This is a genomic window from Stenotrophomonas sp. EMP41, from assembly GCF_047495535.1.
GTDB classification, from domain to species: domain Bacteria; phylum Pseudomonadota; class Gammaproteobacteria; order Xanthomonadales; family Xanthomonadaceae; genus Stenotrophomonas; species Stenotrophomonas sepilia.
Genome location: NZ_CP179923.1, coordinates 2,145,963 through 2,164,606 on the forward strand (window position 1 = coordinate 2,145,963; position 18,644 = coordinate 2,164,606).

Consider the following 18,644-nt stretch of genomic DNA (forward strand, 5'->3'; position numbering starts at 1 on the left):
TTGTTCGACACTTCTGTCAGATATCGAAATCAATCAGGGGTCAGATCCGTTTTCCTTCGGAAAACGGATCTGACCCCAAGAGCCATTCCAACAGACCGCAGGAACCTGGCTGTTGCCGCCCAGCGGCCGGCACTACCGCAGGTGCTGGGCCAGCAAGTCCTGCCGAACGCCCACCCTTACTTCAGACGCAGCAGCAGGCTGCCACCCGCACACACCACCGCCAGCCAGGCCACGCCGTGCCACCCCCACTGCGCCAGCGCCAGGCTGCCCAGCGCACCACCGGCGGCCATGCCGATGAACATGCCGGTGAACAACAACGCATTGAGCCGGCTGCGTGCCGGTGGCACCAGGCCGTAGACCAGCGTCTGGTGCGCCACCAGCGCTGACTGGAAGCCGAAGTCGAACAGCAGCGCACTCACCACCAGCAGCGGCAGCATCGCGGCGGCCGGCAACCAGGCTTCGGCCAGCAGCAGGCCGAAGCCCAGCAGCGCCACCGCGATCGCCAACCGCGCCACGGCATGGCAACCCAGGCGATCAGCGAAACGGCCGGCAAACGGCGCGGCCAACGCACCGGCCGCACCCGCAATACCGAACGCACCCGCCGCCGCACTGCCCAGGCCCAGGCGGGCATGCAGCATCAGCGCCAACGTCGACCAGAACGCACTGAAGCCGACCGCCAGCAGCGACTGGCTGGCCACCGCACGGCGCAGCTGCGGCTGCTCGCGCCACAACGCCAGCAACGAGCCCAGCAACGCCGGATAGCGCAGCGTGCTGGTCGGTGCAAAACGCGGCAGCGCACGCGCCATCACCGCGCCCATCGCCGCCACCGATACCGCCGCCAGCACGAACTGCGCGCGCCAACCCCACGCTTCAGCCACCACGCCACTGACCACCCGCGACAACAGGATGCCGAGCAGCAGGCCGGTCATCACCCGGCCGACGATCTGGCCGCGCTGCGCATCCGGTGCCAGCACCGCAGCGGCGGGAACGATGTCCTGCGCCAGCGTTGCCATCAGCCCGACCAGCAGGCTGGCCATCAGCAGGCCCGGCAGGTGCCCAGCCATCGCGGCGGCGCCCAGTGCCAGCGCCAGCAGCGCGGACTTCAACAGGATCAGATGGCGGCGGTCGAAGCGATCGCCCAGCGGTGCCAGCAGCAGGATGCCCAGTGCGTAGCCGAGCTGGGTCAAGGTTGGCACCAGGCCGACGGCGCGCTCACCGGCGCCAAGGTCCTGGGCGATCAGGCCCAGCATGGGCTGGCTGTAATACAGCGACGCGACCGAGAAGCCGGCACCGGCCGCCATCGCCAGCACCAATGGGGTGGAAGGTACGGTCGCCGGTGCGGCCGCAACAGACAGCGAGGGGGTAGACATGGGGGAGCCCGGTAGAGGAAGTGGGCGTATCCTGCCTGTATTCGCCAAACGTCTGTAGTAGGCTCTGGCACATATATTTCATACGCCACACGCATGAATGACCTCGCCACCGGCGCTGATCGCCTGGATCTGCTGCGCACCTTCCTGCGCATTGTCGATGCCGGCAGCCTGTCTGCTGCGGCCCTGCAGCTGGGCACCACCCAGCCGACGGTCAGCCGACGCCTGCAGGCACTGGAGCGGCAGCTCGGCCTGCGCCTGCTGCAGCGCTCCACCCATGGCCTGCAACTGACCGAGGACGGCCTGCGCTGCCAGCGTCATGCGCAGCGCGTGGTCGACGAATGGGAGTCGCTGCAGGCCGAACTGAACGGCCAACCGGAAACGCTGCGCGGACGCCTGCGGGTGATGGTGCCGCACGCCTTTGGCCAGGCGCAGCTGCTGCCGACCATGCTCGGGTTCCTGGCCCAGCACCCACAGCTGAGCCTGGAGTGGATCCTGGAAGATCGGCGCCCGGATTTCATCGCCGAAGGTATCGACTGCGCGGTACGGGTGGGTCCGGTCGACGAACCGCGCATGGTTGCACTGCCGCTCGCAGAAGTGCCGCGCATCGTCGTGGCAGCGCCCTCGCTGGTGGACGCCACGGCGGTCAGTACGCCGGAACAGGCACAGTCACTGCCGTGGATCTCGCTGGTCACCTACTACCGCGAACGCCTGCTGCTGCATGATGCGCAGGGCCGGGCGCATACGCTGTCAATCAGCCCACGCCTGCTCAGCGACAACCTGTTCGTGGTACAGCAGGCTGCACGCGCCGGGCTGGGCGCAGCGGTGGTCTCGGCCTGGCTGGTGGCCGACGACCTCGCACAAGGGCGGCTGGTGCAGCTGCTGCCGGACTGGCAGGCACCGGCACTGCCGGTACACGTGGTGTTCCCGGCCGCGCGCCAGCAACCGCCACGGTTGCGTGCCTTCATCGATGCGATGAAGGCCGCGTTGCCGCAACTGCACGGAATGCGGCCGGCGCCGCGCTAGGTCACCGGCCGCATCATCCACGCATGGCGTGGATTTCGCTCAAGACCACAGGGTCAGGGTGCTTCCCGTCGGGAAGGGATCCGACCCTGTCGATCATTGCGCCTTCGCAGCCTCGGCGTTCCACGCTGCGACCTTGGCCTTGGTCTCGGCCAGCATCTTGTCCAGCGCAGCGCGGTCATACACGTTGCCGCGCAGGATCACGCTGTCGATCTTCTCGGTGGCGGCGATGTCCTGCAGCGGGTTGGCGGTCAGCAGCACCAGGTCGGCGGCCTTGCCCTGCGCGACACCACCGTAACGGTCCATCTGGCCGAACCAGGCCGGGCCGGAACGGGTTGCGGCCGACAGCGCCTGCGGCGCGCTCAGGCCCTCCTTCACGAACAGCTGCAGTTCCTGGTGCAGGGCGATGCCCGGGAAGTTGAACGAGTTGAGGAAGCCCGCATCGGTGCCGGCAATGATCGTCACGCCCGCCTCCTGCAGCAACGGCAGCACGGCCGCCACCTGATGGTACTGCGCGTGGCGCGCCTCGATCTGTGCCGGCGTCGCCTTCGCGGCGCGGTCCACGCGCCACTGGTAGGTCGCGCGCAGGCCCGGGCCGATGTAGGCCAGGTACGGATCGTTGGCGTGGTCATCCTGGTCAAGGAAATCGAGGATACGGCCACCGTTGAGGGTCGGGGTCACGAATACGCCGCGCTTGGCGAAATCGCGGTAGGCGCGCATCGCGGTGTCACGGTCGAAGCTGGCGTCGAGGCGGCGATTGGCTTCGGCGCGGTCGATGCGGCCGGCGCCGAAGTCGGCGGCGATCTTCGCTTCGTCCTTGCTGCCGGCCTTGAATGCGTAGTCCAGGTGCTCGATCGAGGCCAGGCCAGCATCGACCGCCTGCTCCACGGTCAGCGCCATCGGAATGTGGCCCGAGGCCTTGAATCCGGCCTTGCGCGCGGCGCTGGCCGAATACAGGAACAGATCCGGCTTCAGCGTGCTGTCGGTGATCTTCACGAAATCGACCTTGTCGTGCTGCAGGCGGGTGATCGCCTTGTCGACGTCGGCCTCGCTGCCCACTTCGATCGTGCCCTTCCACACCGGCTTGATGCCTTCGATCTTCGCGCCGGAACTGAGCAGGCGCGGGCCGAACAGCGTGCCCCTGGCGATCTCGCCACGCCACTGCAGCACCTGCTCGGGCAGATCGCCGGAGCAGTCACGCACGGTGGTGATGCCGTGCGCGATATACAGCGGCAGCAGTGCCTTGTTCTCTTCGATCAGCGCCGGGCCACCCCCGAAGTGCACGTGCATGTCCCACAGCCCCGGGATCAGGTATTTGCCCTTGGCATCGATCTGGCGGGCCGCGCTCCACTGGCTGCGCAGCTGCGCGTCCGGGCCCACCGCAACGATGTCCTCGCCGCGGATCACCACGCTCTGCCCGGCCAGCGTGCTGGCGTGCTCGACGTCGACCACGGTGGCGTTACGGATCAGCAGGTCGGCGCGCTCGGCAGCAGATGCCGACAGCGGCGCCACCGCAAGGAGGATGGCAAGGGACAACGGACGGGAACGGAACATGATGGACAGCATCCTGATGGGCACGGCCAGCGTGCGGGTGGAAGGAGTAGCGGTTCAGCGCGCCGCGCCGTGCTGGCGCAGCAGGGTTTCAATGCCGGCATAGCCACGCTGGCGGGCGTGCGCCAGTGGCGTTACGCCATCGCCGTCGGCCAGCTCCGGGTCGGCACCGGCCTCCAGCAGCAGCTGCACGATCTGCACATGGCGTGCACCGCCATCGCCGAGCAGGATCGCTTCCAGCAGCGCGGTCCAGTGCAGGCGGTTGACATGGTCCACCGCCACACCTGCGCGCAGCAGCGTGCGCACGGTGGCGACATGGCCGCGCTCGGCGGCCGGAATCAACGCGGTGCCGCCATAGCGGTTGGTGCTGCGCAGATCGGCGCCGTGCGCCAGGGTCATCGCCAGGATCTCGTCCAGGCCGCGCGCGCCGGCATACAGGTAAGCACTGTCCTGCAGCGCATCCTTGGCATTGACGTCCGCCCCGGCCTCGATCAGTTCGCGCGCGGCATCCACGTTGTTGCCCTGCGTGGCCAGCAGCAGCGCCGTGCGGCCCTGGCCGTCACGCGCCTCCAGATCAGCACCATCGGCCAGTGCTCCGCGCACCGCCCCGGCGTCGCCGCGACTGGCGGCATCACGCAGGCGCGCGTCTGCGTCGGCCCTGGACGTAGCAGTGCAGGCAGGGGCGACCATGGCCAGCAGACACCACAGCAGCACGCGCGTGAACGGTGCAGGCCAGCCAGCGGGGCAATGGAAGCGCATCACGGTGTCTCCTTTTCTCCATCGCCGCAGGGCGATGGTCGCAGGGGTCGCGCATTGCCGGCCCCTGCCCCGCATGGTAGAAGTCGGCCCGGGTATCCAGAAGTGAAATGTTCAAATGCAAGACAGTGCCAAATCGAATAGAACCCTGTTCGAACTGGACCTGCTGCGGGCGCTGGTGATGGTGGCCGACTGCGGCAGCTTCACCACGGCGGCCACGCGCCTGCATTCGACCCAGTCCACGGTCAGCCAGAAGGTGCGGCGGCTGGAGGAACTGGCCGGGCATCGCCTGCTCGAGCGCGGCCACCGCGATGTGCACCCCACCGACGCCGGCCACACCCTGCTCGGCTACGCGCGGCGCATGCTCGACCTGAACGAGGAAATGGCCCAGGCGCTGGCCGGCGCGATGGTGGAGACCGCGGTCCGCATCGGCGTACCCGAAGACTTCGTCAACCCGCAGACCACCCGCATGCTGGCCGCCTTCAGCCGCCGCCACCCGCAGGTGAAGCTGGAGATCAGCAGCGGCCTGAGCCGTGACCTGGCGCAGGGCTTCGACCACGGCGAGCTGGACTTGGTGCTGGTCAAGCAACGCCGCAACAGCCGCCAGGCGGTGCATTGCCGGCGCGAGCCGATGCACTGGATCGACAGCCTGCGCAGCAGCTGCCTGCAGCAGGACCCGCTGCCGCTGGTCACCTTCCCGCCGCGCGGGCTGTACCGCGACGAGATGATCCATGCCGTGGAAGCGCTGGGCCTGCGCTGGCGCATCGCCTTCACCAGCTCGTCGCTGAGCGGCATCCAGGGTGCGGTGGCCGATGGCATCGGCATCAGCCTGCTGCCGCGCCGCGCGGTCACGCGCGAGCACCGCATCATCGATGGCGAGCGTGGGCTGCCGGTGATCGACAACTACGAAATCGGCCTGCTGCATCGTGCCGATGCCGATGATGCGGTGCGGGCACTGGCCAGCGAGCTGTGGCGGCAGGTGCAGCGCGAGCCGGACTGACCACGGTAGGTCCACGCCATGCGTGGATGCCTTTCGCGCATTGATCATCGATATCTGATCAATCTTGCCGCACGGCGGGCATCATCGCCTCGTAAAGTGCCCCTTGTTTCCGTGCTCCACGGCGCCTCGCCATGTCCGACGAAACCCCGACCCGCTTCGATCCCCTGCCCGCCGCCCTGCAGACGCACCTGCAGCACCAACGCTCGCTGATCGCCGCACGCGTGGCCGCCAGCTTCCCGACGTTGCCGGTGCAATGGCCGCTGGCCGCCAGCACATTGCAGCGCGTGGTCGATGCCGAACTGATCGATCGTGACGACTGCGGCGGCTGGGAAGCCCTGGGCGTCGCGTTCGGTGACACCCTGGCCCAGCGCGTGCCTGGCCTGGCCTGGATGCAGGTCACCGATGCCTGGGGCATCGATGCAGTGCTGCGCTACGCCGACAGCAGCCTGCAGATCGGCGCCGGCACCCTGCTGCTCAAGCGCGTGGAGCAGGGCGAGGTCATCGACATCGCCCATCTGCTGGCGTGGCTTGAGGAATTCATCGCCACCCGCGCCGACGATTACGCCTGAAAGGTCGCCGAGCATGGCTCGGCGCTACAGGGGGTCGCGCGGCCTGGATCTACAGCCAGCGGCCATCAACGACCACCTTGCGCTCCACCGGCACCCCGGCCACCGCCGCCGGGCCGTGGTCGGCGCGAACCGCCACGAACGTCGCCGGCAGGCCTTCGGCAATGCCATGCTGCGGCAGGCCGATCACCTGCGCGGCATGGGTGGTGACCATGTCCAGCGCCAGCATCAGGTCGGCGTCGGTGTAGAACCCGGAACGGTAGCCAAGCAACATCGCGCGCTGCAGCAGGTCGCCATTGCCATACGGCCACCAGCAGTCGCGGATGTTGTCATTGCCTGCGAACACGCGCACACCGGCATCATGCAGCGCGCGCAGCGGCGGGAACGGATGATCACCCGGGGCATTGCTCATGATCGCCACGCCCGCCGTCGCCAGCGCCTCGCCCACCTGCAACGCGCGCGCCAGCGGCACGTCGCCCAGCGAGTAGGCATGACTGACCGCCACCCGCCCCTGCAGGCCAGCGGCCCGGGTCCGCGCGGCAATGCGCAGCAGCTGCGCCAGTCCGGTCTCGCCGGGCTCGTGCAGGTGGATGTCCAGGCCCACGCCATAGCGCTCGGCCAGGCCGAACAGCAGTGCCAGCTGGCCTTCAGCATCGCCATCCAGCGTGGTCGGGTCGATGCTGCCGAGCACCTCCACGCCCGCGGAAAGCGCCTGTTCCAGTACGGCGGCGGTATCCGGACAGGACATCACCCCGGCCTGCGGGAACGCCACCAGCTGGATGCGCATGAGGTCGGCACAGCGCCGCGCCGCTTCGCGGACCGCCTCGAGATGGCGCAGGCCGGTGCTGCCATCCACATCCACGTGGCAGCGCATCGCCACGGTGCCGAAGCGGCTGCACTGGCGGATCAATGCCTCGGCACGGTCCACCATCGGCGCGGCACCCGCTACCGCGGCCTTCTCCACCGCCAGCCGCTCACGCAGGCTGTTCACCGGCTGATGCGGGTGCCAGCGGTCGCCGACAAAACTCTTGTCCAGATGGATGTGGCCGTCGACCAGCCCGGGCAGGACCGCGAAGCCCTGCAGGTCGACGCATTCTGCCCCGTCGGCCGGCGAGGCCTCGCCATTGAAGCCACTGATGCGGCCGCCACGGATATGGAAATGCAGTGGCGCGCCGTAGCGGTCTACGCCGCCATGGACGAACTGGAGGGTCATCGGGGACTCCCGGAAAGCCAAGAATGGCGCCAGCGTGCGCCTCCGCAAAGCCATCGGCCAACGAAATATCTGGATGCCAGATATTCATCAGAGCGATGATTGCCCTGCCACGATCGCTCGCAGCCACGCCGTGCACACGCCTGAACGGGTACCATAGGCGCCTGTTTCCGTTGTGATGCCGCATGGGCCCGTCCGACCGCCACGATCGCCTCCGCCGCTGGCAGGCCGCGTCCCTGCTCGCTGCTGCCCCGATCGCCAGCCTGTCCGCCACCGATGCGGCCGCTACCGCGCCGCCGCAGGCACCGCCTGGCCAACAGCGCATCGCATCGGCTGCCCTGGTCGAGCGGTTGCACCAGCGCGTGCTGTCCGGGCAGAGCGCCACCGCCACCCTGGAACACTGGTGCGCCGAACACGGCCTGGCCGAACAGGCGCGGGTGCGCGCGGTGCGTGTGCACGGCCAGGACAAGCCTGCCCCCGCCGACGTGCTGCAGGCGCTGGGCGCAACGCAACCGGGCACCGCCCTGCGCTACCGCCGGGTACAGCTGGTCTGTGGCAGCCGCGTCCTCTCCGAGGCCGACAACTGGTACCTGCCGGACCATCTCAGCCCGGCCATGAACCAGGTGCTGGACAGCACCGACGAACCCTTTGGCCGCGTGGTCGGCCCGCTCGGCTTCCAGCGCCAGACACTGGCCGACCAGACGTTCTGGCCACCGCGTGGCCAAGGCGACCACGGCGTGGTCCTGGAAGTGCGCGCGCTGCTACGCGATCGCCAGCAGCAGCCCTTCAGCTACGTCATCGAGTCGTACCTGCAACAGGCGCTGCCCTAGGCGACCGGCGCGCGCCATCACCGCGGTGTTTCGACAGCAGAAGGCCCGGCATTGCCAGGCCTTCTGTCTGCCTGCCGGATCAGCGGAACCGATAGTCCAGCTGTACCCAGTATTGGCGGCCATACGGGTCGTAGTTGCCGACCGGGTAGAACGGCCAGCCGCCACCGTTCCTGTCCGCCGGCGGGCGGCTGTCACGCAGGTTGTTGACGATCACGCCCACCGACAGGTTCCCGCCGAACTGGCGGAACACGCTGGCGTTGTAGGTCATGTACGGCGCGATGCGGCCACTGCCATCGGTCTTCGGCAGTGAACCGAAACGATTGCCGTACAGCGTGGTGGTCCAGTCTCCCTGGTTCCAGGTGATGCTGCCATTGGCCTTGCTGCGCCACTGGTAATCATCCAGCGAATTGCGGATGTCACGCTCCGGATCATCGGCGAACTGCCGGTACGTGTGCTCCAGCACCACGGTGTAGGCCAGGCGCGTGGTGAAGCGGCCATAGCGGCCGGCATCGAAACGCCAGTTGCCCTTCAGGTCCAGGCCGCGCACCGATTCGGAGGCCGCGTTGATCGGGTTGATCAGCACGCGGGTTACCTGGTCCGGCTGCACCGTGGCATTTGACGGGTTGCGGATCACCCGCGACAGCGCGTCCTGGCACAGCGGTGAACCGATATCGCGCGCTTCGCCACCCAGCGTGCGGCCCAGGCGGCAATCGGCTTCATCACGCAGGATGCGGCTGGTGTCGAGGCTGGTGACCTCGTTGTCGATGCGGATGTCGTAGTAGTCAGCACTGAAGTCCAGCCCGGACAGCGGCGACCAGACCACGCCGAAACCATAGGACTTGGCGGTTTCCGGCTGCAGCTGTGCGTTGGCACGGTTGCTGTAGTCGATCGACAGGCCGTTGTAGTCGCAGTTGTCGTACGACTGGCCTGCGGTGCGGCAGCGCCAGTAGTCGGTCATGCCCGGGTTGTAGCCGCGGGTCTCGGTGGCGAACACGTAGTTCATGTCCGGCGCACGGAAGCTGGTCGCGGCAGAGCCGCGGATCAACAGGCTCTCGATCGGGCGGAACTCGACGCCGAAGCTCCAGGTCGCCTTGCCGATGTGCTCGCCGCCTGCGCGGTACTGGTCGTAGCGGCCGGCCAGCGTGGTGGTCAGCGATTGCAGCAGCGGCAACTGCAGTTCAACGCCGGCCGCATAGCGATCACGATCACCGCCGGCACCGATACCGGCGCTGGTGTTCCAGAACTCGCCGGTGCCCAGTCGCGGGTCCGGGCGGTTGCGGTAGCCCTGGCTGCCGGCCTCGACCACTGCCGCCAGCGCAGCATCGCCGCCCGGCAGTGCGAACAGGCGGCCATTGACACTGGCGCTGAAGGTCTGCAGCCACGCCGCGTTGCGGCTTTCCTGGTAGCCGGACAGGCCCTCGTACTCGTTCGGAGTCAAAGGCTTGAACAGGCGCACCGGGTCCGGCGCATAGACCTCCACGCCATTGCGCACGCCCAGCTTCGGGCCCAGCAGGTACTCGTTGATGCCGGCCAGCAGCACCGGGCGACGGGTGCGGTTCTCGTAGCGCGAACGGCTGTAGACCGCCTCGTAGTCCCAGCCGCTGTCGCCGATCTGGCCGCGTGCGCCCACGTTGAACGACCACGAGTTTTCCAGGAACCGGTTGGCATTGCGCGGCAGGCCACCGATTTCTTCCGGCGCGAAGCGGCGGTACCAGCTCTCCAGGTTCCCGCTGTTCTGGTTGTAGAAGTAGTTGCGTGACGACGTCCAGGTCGGCGCGCGCGTGTTGTTGTAGATGCGCGCGCTGCCCACGGCGACATCGGCGAACAGGTCGGTGGTCTCGTTGAGGTGGAAGGTCGCCAGGCCATAGCCGTTGAGGTTGCGCTTCTCGGTCTGCACCGTCCAGTAGCTGGCCGCGGCCTCGTTGCTGCCGCAGTACCAGCCCAGGCGCGGATTGCTGGCACGGAACACGCTGCCGCCATAAATGTCCGACGCTGCGTCGCAGCCGCTCACGCCCGGATCGATGTTGCGGCCGGTGGCGGCGTTGCGACGGTAGGCGATCGCCGTTGCCTGCGGCGCCTTGCCGGCCGGATCATCGTCCAGCGAATCCATGAAGTCGCGTTGACGCGCGTGGATCGCCTTGCGCACATCGAACTCGAAGCCGAACAGCGCATCCCAACGCTCGCCGGAACTGCCGCCCACCACCTGCGCGCGCTGGTTGTCACCCCCGCCCTGCTGGGTGCCGCCGGCGCGCACGTTGACGTCCACGCCTTCAAAACGGTCCTTGAGGATGATGTTGACCACACCGGCAATGGCGTCGGACCCGTACACCGCCGACGCACCGGCAGCCAGCACTTCGATGCGCTCGATCAGCGCACTGGGGATGTTGGCCAGGTTGACCACGTTCACCGAGCCCTCGTAGGCCAGCGGGTAGTCGGCCTGGCGGCGGCCGTTGACCAGCACCAGCGTGCGGTTCGGACCCAGTCCGCGCAGGTTGATGGTGTTGGCGGCCGGGGTGAAGGTATTGCCGAAGTCCTCGCCCTGCACGTTGCCGGTGTTCTCGGTCAACGCACTGAGCGCGTCGAAGGCATTGCGGTAGCCCTGCGCGTCAATCTGCTCGCGGCTGATCACCGTTACCGGCGACGGCCCTTCGACGCTGGCACGCGGAATGCGCGAACCGGTGACCTTCACTTCCTGCAATGTGGTGGGTGCGCTTTCCTGCGCGAAGGCCGGCAGCGAGACCAGCATCAGGGACGACAGCGCGAGCACCAGCGGACGCGGGCGCAACGCCTTGTGGGAGGCGGACATGGGCTTCCTGGGGGAGTGGGCGGTGGTACGGGGGAGCCGTGGCCTGTGCGGCACATAACGATCCCGTAACGAAAGTGTCCTGAATGGGTGGTTTCAACGGAAATGACCAGCCCTGATGGGCTTATGCCTGAACCGAATCAGAAGGACCCACGGCACCGCCACACTTTTGCAATGAATTGCATGGTCTGGCGCTTTTCCGATACGCATCGTGCATGGATGACCAACCGCGCCACCTACACCCACCTCGCCCCGCTGCGCCCCGTCCTTCGCCGCCACCTGCTGCACCTACAGGCAACGCCCATCACCCTGCGTTCGTTCCAGCGCACCGATCTGCCGCGCTGGCGCACCTTCGACGACCGTCGCCAGCGCGGCCAACGGCCGTCCTACGGCATTGATGAAGAGGCCCGCTTCCTCGCCAGCGTCCATCGTTCACGCCTACAGGAAGACAACGATCTGCTGGTACTGGGGGTGTTCGACGACGCGCAGGGCATCCTGCACGACCAGCTGCATGTCCGCCTGCAGTCGCTGCATTCGCGCTGCGCAGAACTGCAGTCGCTGCAGCACCGCAACGCGCATCCACAGGCCACACTGCGCGCGCTGTGCCCGTTCCTGTTCGACAATGTCGGCCTGCATCGCATCTTCGTCCTACTGCCACCGGGTTGCACCACCCCTTTCGCCCAGGCACTGCAGGCCCACGGCTTCATGCGCGAAGGCATCCTGCGCGACTACCACCTGGACGCCGAGGGATGGCATGACCGCCAGCTGCTGGCGCTTACCGCGCCGGCGTGGCGCAGCAATCTGCAGCGGATCGGCTAGCGCACCCGCTCCAGTGCCGCACCCGCGCCGGTCAGCACCGTGCAGGCATGGTCCTGCAGTTCTTCGCCGCTGGCATCGTTGCCGCTGGCGGCATCCACGCGGGTGGCCAGCAGGATGAAGCCGGGGCCGCCCTGCACGTCATCGCGTCCGGCCACCACCAGGCTCCACTGGCCCACATCGTCCACGCCGCTCAGGCCATAGGCCAGCAGGTTGAGCGGATTGGCGGTCATTTCTGTACCGGGCAACAGATAGGCCTGGTACTGATGCCCGCGCAGAAGCACCGGCAACGGTGACCAGTGTGGCCCCAGGGTGCCGGCGTGTGCATCCAGGGCCTGCAACACGTCCGTGCGCAGGCAATCGACATGGATATGCAACTGGTGCTGCGACCGCCCGTGCGGTGAGTTCAGCGCCAGGCTGGCCACGTTGCGCGGCAATGGCTGTCCCAGGGCCTGTTCGGTGCGCGCGCGCGCCTGCCAGGCGGCCGCGAAATAGTTGGGCGCCCCACGCTGGTAAAGACCGCGGCTCTCGATGCCACTTACCTTGTCCAGCGGCATCAGCAGGAACTGGTAGTCACCGTGTGCATCCTTGACCAGCACGTCACGGCGGCCGGCCGCCGTCTCCACCCGCAGGCAGCTGCCGCGCGGGCCGTCAGCTGCCTGGCAGTCACGCTCGATCAGGCGCCACAGTGCATCGGAATGGGCGGGCGGCGGAGGCGCGCTCGCACAGGCGGACAACAGCAGCAGGAGCGACAGCAGCAACGGGCGCAGGGACACGGCGGCGACTCACGGAACAGGCACGGCAGGCGGCGCCGCGCTGCATTCTAGCCAGCGCGGTGCTGCAATCAGTAGGTGCCGAACGGCACTTCAACCACGATCGGGGCCACGCCCTCGCCCGCCTGCAAGGTGTAGCGGTCCAGTGCGCCATCATCTTCGGCGTGCGGCTGGCGCTGGAAATGCAGGGAATAGCGGTCATCCCCCAGGCGCACGGCACTGCCATCGGCCTCCAGCGCGGCACCTTCGGGAATCAGCAGCCCACCCAGGTCGCTGTAGGCCCCCGGCACATCGGTGAAACCATAGTCGGCCAGTTCATCCACGCGCTGCATCGCATAGACATGCGGCAGGTAGGGGCGTGCCGGGCTGCGGCCATTGCTGAGGTCGGTCACCCAGGCCTGTGGCAGGTGGTATTGCTCGCGCAGTGCGGCCACGCCCAGCGACGGGCTGGCCACCTGCAGGCAGCACACCGCGCGCTTGCCCTCACGATCGACAATGGCGAATCGATCGCCGCGGGTGGCGGCCTGCGGCAGCATCGCGAACGCCAGGTTGCGCTGGGCAGGCGCGTAGCCTGCCTCGGTCTGCAGGTTGCGCCAGGCACCGAACACCGGCGCTTCCGCAGCGGCGTCCGGCGCCGGCTCGGTGGCAGAGGCGGCAAACGCCACGCCCAGCACCGACACTGCCAGTATCCTTCTCGCCCTGCGCTTGTCGCGCAAACTGCCTGCCGTCATAGCGTATCCAACATCTGCACCGGAATGGCCCGGCCTGCCCGCTGGCGTGCTGCCAGCCACCCCTGCCACTATGCAATGGCCACGCTGTGCCGGCAATGACCGGGGTGCTGACGCCTTTCGCGCGACGGGTGCTATCGTTCCGCCCATCTTCCCCGCGCAGGAGCGCTCGCATGTCCGCCTTCCGTCTGTCCCTGTTACTGCCTGCGTCGGCCCTGCTGCTGTCGGCCTGCGTCAGCACTCCTGGCCCGCAGGTCAAGGGTACCGGCCACTGCGATGCCAGCCAGCTGGGCTGGGCGATCGGCCAGCCGGCCAACGAACCCAACATCCGCCGCCTGTCCAGCGAGAGCGGCGCCGGCCTGGTCAACCCGATCGGCCCCAGCACCATCACCACCAAGGACATCCGCCAGGACCGTCTGCGCGTGTTCGTGGACAAGGACAACATCATCACTTCCACGCGCTGCGAGTAGGCGCTGTAGAGCCGAGCCCACGCTCGGCTGCGCTTCCGTGACAGCCGAGCGCAGGCTCGGCTCTACAGAAAACGCGAGTCGAGCATGGCTCGACGCTACAGCTCAGGGCTCGGTATAGCCGGCGCAGTCCGGCAGCGCCTGGTCGGGGCGGAACACCCCATCACTGAAGCGGAACAGCCGCGTGTAGCTGCACGCCGGGTCCTGCTCGGTGCGCAGATCCTTCTTCTTCAGCGGCCCCTTGGCCAGTGAATCCTCGAAACGTGAAACGCCGGCCGGGAACCGGGTCGCCACCGTCTGGTAGCGCAGCACCGGCATGCCCTGGGCAGCCGTGTCCAGCGCCAGCTTCGCCGAGAAGCCGTACTCGTCGTGGCAGGCGCCTGCACGCTGCTTGCTGTCCTGCTCGCTGAAACAGGCACGGATCATCGCATTGCCCAGCCATGGCACGGTCAGCACGTCGTCGTCCACCTGGATGTCGTCCTGCAGGTGGCGCACGCGTGCCAACTGCAGCGTGGACGCGTCGGCACCTCCACCGGAGTACATGGTGCTGAACTTGACGATGCCGCCCACCAGCACATTCTGGTGGGCGCGCTGCTGCGGGTCGGTCACCGCTTCATCGCTGCCCACGCCCGGCGCCAGCCGCACGATCCACGGCCACAGTGACAGGTCGGCTTCCTGCGGCACGTCGATGCTGACGTGGTAGGTGTGTGGCTTGCCCTGGCCCTGCACCTTCTCAAGCACTTCCAGCACGCTCGGCCGGTCACCCTCCTCGGCAACCGGCTGCACGCGCACGCACCAGGTGCCGTCCCGCGTGCAGTCATAAAGCCCCGAAGGTCCGGTCTCATTCGCGATCAGCACCTGTCCCAGCGGCTCCATCACGTTGCCGGCCGCGTCGCGCTGCTGCGGCAGGATAGAAGACTGGGCTAGCACCAGCAGCGGGGTCGCCAGCAGTGCAGCGCACAGGGCGGCGCGGACGGAAATGGAATGCATGGGTGGCTCCTGTGGCTGGGGTTCCGATGGTAACCGCTGCCCGGGCGACGTCGAACTGCTCGACTTGGCTTTTGTAGCGCCAAACCCTGCTCGACTGCTTGCCATCCGACATCAGGCGAGCGCCGGCCCGGCTCTGCATCATCCGCAGTCGCAGTTCCCCCAGCCCTTGGCCTTTGACGTCTGGCCGATACCGGGATTGAACGTATTGCTCGGGTCCAGCTGCCGGTAGAAATCCGCCAGCGCCGGCTTGGCCGGGTACAGGTGGCCGACATTGTGCTCGGCCGGATACTCGGCACCACGCTGGTCCAGCAATGCCCACATCGAATGCTCGATCGCCATCGGGTCTTCACCCTTGCGCGCGATGTAGTCCTGGTGGAACACGTGGCACAGGAAGTGCCCGTAATACAGCTTGTGCAGCAGGCGGGCGTCGATATCGGGTGGCAACTGCTCGAACCAATCCGCATCGTCGCGGCGCAATGCGATATCCAGCGCGACGATGTCCTGCACCTGCTCACGATGCACTTCGCGATAGCGGACTGCCGCACCGGCCACCGCGAAGCGATGCAGGAACGCCTTGCGCCCCTCCTCGGCCGTGCAGTGGAAATAGCCGCCTTCGTGCCCGGCGAAGAACCCGCGCAGCCAGGTTTCGGTCGCCGCCGCGTCCTGCGCGGAAACCTTCAGCAACAGGTGATGCTCATAGCGTTGCCGGAACTCGCCCATGCGCTTGGGCAGGTGCGAGGGCAGCAGGCCGGTCAGCACCTGCATCACCCGGTCGGTCACCCCGCGCAGGCCCAGCCGTTCGAACCAGCCATCGATGCGGCTCTTCAGCGCGAACGCCGCGGGCACACGGGAGGTACCGAGTCGATCGATCAGCAGGAAGCTGTCCTTGCCGTAGCGCTCGCCGATGTCATAGGCATCGCGGTGGATGTACTCACCGGCAATCGGCAGGCGCTCGAAGCCGGTCAGCAGCTGGCGACGGATCGCGGTGAGGCTGTCGGCGCGGTTGCTGCCGATATAGAAGACCTCGGCAGCCTCCTTCTCGAAGGTGTCCAGGCGCACCGCGAACACCGCCAGCTTGCCCGCGGACCCGGCCGCCTCGAAGTGGCGGCTGGGATCCGCATTGAAACGCGCCGGGGTATCGGCGTCGACCTTGCGCACTTCGTCGGCGTAGCGCGGATCGGAAGCCGCACGGCCGTCGCCATCGCCCACGTCGGCGGCCGTGTAGTCACCGGCCTGCAGGCGCTGCAGGATCTGCTCGGGCGTATCACCCAGCGCGATGCCCAGATGGTTGACCAGCTGCAACTGGCCCTGCGCATCGACCTGCGCATACAACGCCAGCTCGGTGTAGGCCGGGCCACGTCGCACCAGCGCGCCACCGGAGTTGTTGCAGATGCCGCCCAGCACCGAGGCACCGATGCAGGACGAGCCGATCACCGAATGCGGTTCGCGACCCAGCGGAGCCAGCGTCTGCTCCAGGCGGTCCAGCGTGGCGCCGGGCAGGCACAGCACCTGGCGGCCTTCGTTCAACAACTGGATGCCGGTCAGGCGCAGCGTGCTGACCAGCACGATCGGCCGGCCATAGTCATCGCCATCCGGGGTCGAGCCGCCGGTCAGGCCGGTATTGGCCGCCTGCAGGATGATCGCCGCCCCACCCTGCACCGCCGCCTGCAGCACGCGCCACAGTTCCAGCAGCGTACCCGGGCGCACCACCGCCAGCACTGGGCCATCGCCGAAGCGGTAGCCGCGACGGAAGCGCCGCGTGGCCTTGTCGCCGGTCAGTACATGGCGATTGCCGACCGCATCGCGCAACTGTGCCAGCACGGCGTCGTAGCCGCTCATGGCAGGCTGACCAGCGAATCGCGGCCGATGTCGGCGATGCGGCGCGCACCGGTCAGGGTCATCGCCACGCGCATTTCCTTGGCGATCAGGTCCAGCAGGTTGGCCACGCCGACCTCGCCCTGCGCGGCCAGCGCATAGATGAAGGCGCGGCCCAGCAGCACGGCATCGGCCCCCAGTGCCAGCATGCGCACCACGTCCAGGCCGGTGCGGATGCCGGAATCGGCGAGGATCTTCAGGTCGCCCTGCACCGCATCGGCGATGGCCGGCAACGCACGTGCGGTGGACAGCACGCCGTCCAGCTGGCGGCCACCGTGATTGGAGACCACGATGCCATCGGCACCGAACTTCACCGCATCACGCGCGTCATCCGGGTCGAGGATGCCCTTGATCACCATCGGGCCCTTCCAGAACTCGCGGATCCACTCCAGGTCCTTCCACGAAATGGAGGGATCGAAGTTGCTGCCCAGCCAACCGATGTAATCCTCCAGCCCGGTGGGGTTGCCGCGGTAGGTGGAGATGTTGCCCAGGTCATGCGGGCGGCCGAACAGGCCCACGTCCCACGCCCAGTACGGATGGGTGATGGCCTGGCCGATACGGCGCAGCGAGGCATTCGGGCCGCTCATGCCCGAGTGTGCATCGCGGTAGCGCGCGCCCGGCACCGGCATGTCCACGGTGAATACCAGCGTGGTCACGCCTGCGGCCTGCGCCCGCTCCAGCGCGTTGCGCATGAAGCCGCGGTCGCGCAGCACGTACAGCTGGAACCACATCGGCCGCTGGATGGCCGGTGCCACTTCCTCGATCGGGCACACCGACACCGTGGACAGGGTGAATGGAATGCCACGGCCGTCGGCCGCGCGCGCCGCCTGTACTTCACCGCGCCGCGCATACATGCCGGTCAGGCCGACCGGCGCCAGCGCCACCGGCATCGCCAGTTTCTCACCGAACAGCTCGGTTTCCAGGCTCAGGTCGGACATGTTGCGCAGGATGCGCTGGCGCAGCGCGATGTCGGACAGGTCGGAAACGTTGCGCTTCAGCGTGTGCTCGGCATACGCGCCGCCATCGATGTAGTGGAACAGGAACGGCGGCAGCCGGCGTTCGGCAGCAGCACGGTAATCGGTGGAGGCGGAGATGATCATGGGGTCAACCGTGGGGGGAAGGCAGGCGCGAGGCCCGCGCGCGCCGGGCTTCGTTGTCATCGAGAGTGCGCAGCGTGGTGTGCACGAACTCGAGGTGGGCATGCGCGGCGGCGCGCGCGCGTTCGGGATCGCCGTCCAGCACCGCGTCCATCATCTCGCGGTGCTGGTCGGACAACGGCGAGAAGGTCCTCGCCGAGGTGTAGAGCTTTTCGCGGCTCTGCGAGATGTTGGTCTGAAGCAGTTCGAACAAGCCGCGCATCACCTGCAGAAGGACCAGGTTGTGCGAGGCCTCGGCGATGGACAGGTGGAAGGCCGCGTCGGCCTCGGCTTCGCCGGTGGGGTCGTCCTTGCCGTGCGCGTCCATCATGGTCTGGAAGGCCTGCGCGATGCGCGTGCGGTCCTCGTCAGTGGCACGCAGCGCCGCATGCCAGGCGGTGGCACCTTCCAGCGCGTGGCGGATCTCCAGCACGTCGAAGCGGTATTCCGGGTCGCCCTGGAACAGCGGCAGGTACGGCGCCAGCGGTTCATCCAGCGCCTGCCGCGCGCGTGCCGCAGGCTCGGCCACGTAGGTGCCGCCACCGACGCGTGCGGTCAGCAGGCCCTGGCTGGCCAGCTGCGCGATGGCCTCGCGCAAGGCCGTGCGCGAGACCCCCAGCTGCACCGCCAGGGTGCGCTCTGCGGGCAGCCGGTCACCCGGCTGCAGCCGTTGTTCCTGCACCAGGCCGCGCAGCTGCGCGGCCACCTTGTCCGAAATACGTTGCGTGCTCATGGCGCCATTGTGGCCCGAAG

The 18,644-nt window shown here is 67.9% G+C and carries 17 protein-coding genes; 6 read left to right on the forward strand and 11 right to left on the reverse strand.

The window, feature by feature from the left end; all coding sequences use genetic code 11:
• Positions 1 to 176: 176 nt before the first annotated feature.
• The gene (locus tag ACMGRF_RS09835; protein ID WP_180880190.1) at positions 177 to 1,370 is read right to left on the reverse strand and encodes an MFS transporter; all 1,194 of its coding nucleotides are present in this window, start codon (positions 1,368 to 1,370) and stop codon (positions 177 to 179) included.
• A 93-nt stretch (positions 1,371 to 1,463) separates the two neighbouring features.
• Between ACMGRF_RS09835 and ACMGRF_RS09840 the strand changes: the two genes are divergently transcribed.
• Positions 1,464 to 2,393, forward strand: coding sequence for a LysR family transcriptional regulator (locus tag ACMGRF_RS09840; protein WP_180880192.1), 930 nt, complete (start codon positions 1,464 to 1,466; stop codon positions 2,391 to 2,393).
• Between the two features lie 93 nt (positions 2,394 to 2,486).
• On the opposite strand, the gene ACMGRF_RS09845 is transcribed toward ACMGRF_RS09840, so the two are convergent.
• Both ACMGRF_RS09845 and ACMGRF_RS09850 read right to left on the reverse strand, forming a co-directional pair.
• Positions 2,487 to 3,944, reverse strand: coding sequence for an amidohydrolase family protein (locus tag ACMGRF_RS09845; RefSeq protein WP_099488330.1), 1,458 nt, complete (start codon positions 3,942 to 3,944; stop codon positions 2,487 to 2,489).
• A gap of 54 nt (positions 3,945 to 3,998) precedes the next feature.
• Positions 3,999 to 4,700, reverse strand: coding sequence for an ankyrin repeat domain-containing protein (locus ACMGRF_RS09850; protein WP_049414581.1), 702 nt, complete (start codon positions 4,698 to 4,700; stop codon positions 3,999 to 4,001).
• A gap of 115 nt (positions 4,701 to 4,815) precedes the next feature.
• On the opposite strand from ACMGRF_RS09850, the gene ACMGRF_RS09855 reads away from it, so the two are divergent.
• Positions 4,816 to 5,697, forward strand: coding sequence for a LysR substrate-binding domain-containing protein (locus ACMGRF_RS09855; RefSeq protein ID WP_049440171.1), 882 nt, complete (start codon positions 4,816 to 4,818; stop codon positions 5,695 to 5,697).
• Between the two features lie 131 nt (positions 5,698 to 5,828).
• Positions 5,829 to 6,266 (forward strand): DUF3806 domain-containing protein, encoded by a 438-nt coding sequence (locus ACMGRF_RS09860; RefSeq protein ID WP_180880194.1) that lies wholly within the window; start codon positions 5,829 to 5,831, stop codon positions 6,264 to 6,266.
• 49 nt (positions 6,267 to 6,315) lie between these two features.
• Here ACMGRF_RS09860 and ACMGRF_RS09865 read toward each other — a convergent pair whose 3' ends face one another.
• A complete protein-coding gene (locus ACMGRF_RS09865; protein ID WP_180880196.1) occupies positions 6,316 to 7,476 on the reverse strand; it encodes an amidohydrolase family protein in 1,161 nt (386 codons plus the stop codon).
• A gap of 182 nt (positions 7,477 to 7,658) precedes the next feature.
• On the opposite strand from ACMGRF_RS09865, the gene ACMGRF_RS09870 reads away from it, so the two are divergent.
• Positions 7,659 to 8,303, forward strand: a complete 645-nt coding sequence (locus ACMGRF_RS09870; protein ID WP_049414575.1) for a hypothetical protein — start codon at positions 7,659 to 7,661, stop codon at positions 8,301 to 8,303.
• Between the two features lie 79 nt (positions 8,304 to 8,382).
• Here ACMGRF_RS09870 and ACMGRF_RS09875 read toward each other — a convergent pair whose 3' ends face one another.
• Positions 8,383 to 11,109 (reverse strand): TonB-dependent receptor plug domain-containing protein, encoded by a 2,727-nt coding sequence (locus ACMGRF_RS09875; protein ID WP_134709354.1) that lies wholly within the window; start codon positions 11,107 to 11,109, stop codon positions 8,383 to 8,385.
• Positions 11,110 to 11,325: 216 nt separating this feature from the next.
• Between ACMGRF_RS09875 and ACMGRF_RS09880 the strand changes: the two genes are divergently transcribed.
• Positions 11,326 to 11,925 (forward strand): GNAT family N-acetyltransferase, encoded by a 600-nt coding sequence (locus ACMGRF_RS09880; protein ID WP_414485893.1) that lies wholly within the window; start codon positions 11,326 to 11,328, stop codon positions 11,923 to 11,925.
• On the opposite strand, the gene ACMGRF_RS09885 is transcribed toward ACMGRF_RS09880, so the two are convergent.
• Positions 11,922 to 12,698, reverse strand: a complete 777-nt coding sequence (locus ACMGRF_RS09885) for a CDP-diacylglycerol diphosphatase (protein WP_180880198.1) — start codon at positions 12,696 to 12,698, stop codon at positions 11,922 to 11,924. The two genes, ACMGRF_RS09880 and ACMGRF_RS09885, sit on opposite strands and share 4 nt — an antisense overlap.
• A gap of 68 nt (positions 12,699 to 12,766) precedes the next feature.
• On the reverse strand, positions 12,767 to 13,426 hold the full coding sequence (locus ACMGRF_RS09890) for a decarboxylase (RefSeq protein WP_134709355.1): 660 nt from the start codon (positions 13,424 to 13,426) through the stop codon (positions 12,767 to 12,769).
• 170 nt (positions 13,427 to 13,596) lie between these two features.
• Between ACMGRF_RS09890 and ACMGRF_RS09895 the strand changes: the two genes are divergently transcribed.
• A complete protein-coding gene (locus tag ACMGRF_RS09895) occupies positions 13,597 to 13,893 on the forward strand; it encodes a hypothetical protein (protein ID WP_049414567.1) in 297 nt (98 codons plus the stop codon).
• Positions 13,894 to 13,995: 102 nt separating this feature from the next.
• Here the strand turns inward: ACMGRF_RS09895 and ACMGRF_RS09900 are convergent, their stop codons facing one another.
• The 4 genes from ACMGRF_RS09900 to lldR all read right to left on the reverse strand — a co-directional run bounded on the left by ACMGRF_RS09900 (position 13,996) and on the right by lldR (position 18,624).
• The gene (locus ACMGRF_RS09900; RefSeq protein WP_049438369.1) at positions 13,996 to 14,880 is read right to left on the reverse strand and encodes a hypothetical protein; all 885 of its coding nucleotides are present in this window, start codon (positions 14,878 to 14,880) and stop codon (positions 13,996 to 13,998) included.
• 138 nt (positions 14,881 to 15,018) lie between these two features.
• Positions 15,019 to 16,719 carry a D-lactate dehydrogenase gene (gene dld, locus ACMGRF_RS09905; RefSeq protein ID WP_180880200.1) on the reverse strand — a complete coding sequence of 567 codons (1,701 nt, stop codon included), beginning with the start codon at positions 16,717 to 16,719 and terminating at the stop codon, positions 15,019 to 15,021.
• A complete protein-coding gene (gene lldD, locus ACMGRF_RS09910; protein WP_414485894.1) occupies positions 16,716 to 17,855 on the reverse strand; it encodes an FMN-dependent L-lactate dehydrogenase LldD in 1,140 nt (379 codons plus the stop codon). Before lldD ends, dld begins: the two co-directional genes overlap by 4 nt.
• 4 nt (positions 17,856 to 17,859) lie before the next feature.
• A complete protein-coding gene (gene lldR, locus ACMGRF_RS09915) occupies positions 17,860 to 18,624 on the reverse strand; it encodes a transcriptional regulator LldR (RefSeq protein WP_049414563.1) in 765 nt (254 codons plus the stop codon).
• Positions 18,625 to 18,644 lie beyond the last annotated feature (20 nt).

Bases quoted from the DNA above. Each gene is read 5' to 3' on its own strand.
- ACMGRF_RS09835 (WP_180880190.1), bottom strand. From the start codon at position 1,370: ATGTCTACCCCCTCGCTGTCTGTTGCGGCCGCACCGGCGACCGTACCT.
- ACMGRF_RS09840 (WP_180880192.1), top strand. From the start codon at position 1,464: ATGAATGACCTCGCCACCGGCGCTGATCGCCTGGATCTGCTGCGCACC.
- ACMGRF_RS09845 (WP_099488330.1), bottom strand. From the start codon at position 3,944: ATGTTCCGTTCCCGTCCGTTGTCCCTTGCCATCCTCCTTGCGGTGGCG.
- ACMGRF_RS09850 (WP_049414581.1), bottom strand. From the start codon at position 4,700: ATGCGCTTCCATTGCCCCGCTGGCTGGCCTGCACCGTTCACGCGCGTG.
- ACMGRF_RS09855 (WP_049440171.1), top strand. From the start codon at position 4,816: ATGCAAGACAGTGCCAAATCGAATAGAACCCTGTTCGAACTGGACCTG.
- ACMGRF_RS09860 (WP_180880194.1), top strand. From the start codon at position 5,829: ATGTCCGACGAAACCCCGACCCGCTTCGATCCCCTGCCCGCCGCCCTG.
- ACMGRF_RS09865 (WP_180880196.1), bottom strand. From the start codon at position 7,476: ATGACCCTCCAGTTCGTCCATGGCGGCGTAGACCGCTACGGCGCGCCA.
- ACMGRF_RS09870 (WP_049414575.1), top strand. From the start codon at position 7,659: ATGGGCCCGTCCGACCGCCACGATCGCCTCCGCCGCTGGCAGGCCGCG.
- ACMGRF_RS09875 (WP_134709354.1), bottom strand. From the start codon at position 11,109: ATGTCCGCCTCCCACAAGGCGTTGCGCCCGCGTCCGCTGGTGCTCGCG.
- ACMGRF_RS09880 (WP_414485893.1), top strand. From the start codon at position 11,326: ATGACCAACCGCGCCACCTACACCCACCTCGCCCCGCTGCGCCCCGTC.
- ACMGRF_RS09890 (WP_134709355.1), bottom strand. From the start codon at position 13,426: ATGACGGCAGGCAGTTTGCGCGACAAGCGCAGGGCGAGAAGGATACTG.
- ACMGRF_RS09895 (WP_049414567.1), top strand. From the start codon at position 13,597: ATGTCCGCCTTCCGTCTGTCCCTGTTACTGCCTGCGTCGGCCCTGCTG.
- ACMGRF_RS09900 (WP_049438369.1), bottom strand. From the start codon at position 14,880: ATGCATTCCATTTCCGTCCGCGCCGCCCTGTGCGCTGCACTGCTGGCG.
- dld (WP_180880200.1), bottom strand. From the start codon at position 16,719: ATGAGCGGCTACGACGCCGTGCTGGCACAGTTGCGCGATGCGGTCGGC.
- lldD (WP_414485894.1), bottom strand. From the start codon at position 17,855: ATGATCATCTCCGCCTCCACCGATTACCGTGCTGCTGCCGAACGCCGG.
- lldR (WP_049414563.1), bottom strand. From the start codon at position 18,624: ATGAGCACGCAACGTATTTCGGACAAGGTGGCCGCGCAGCTGCGCGGC.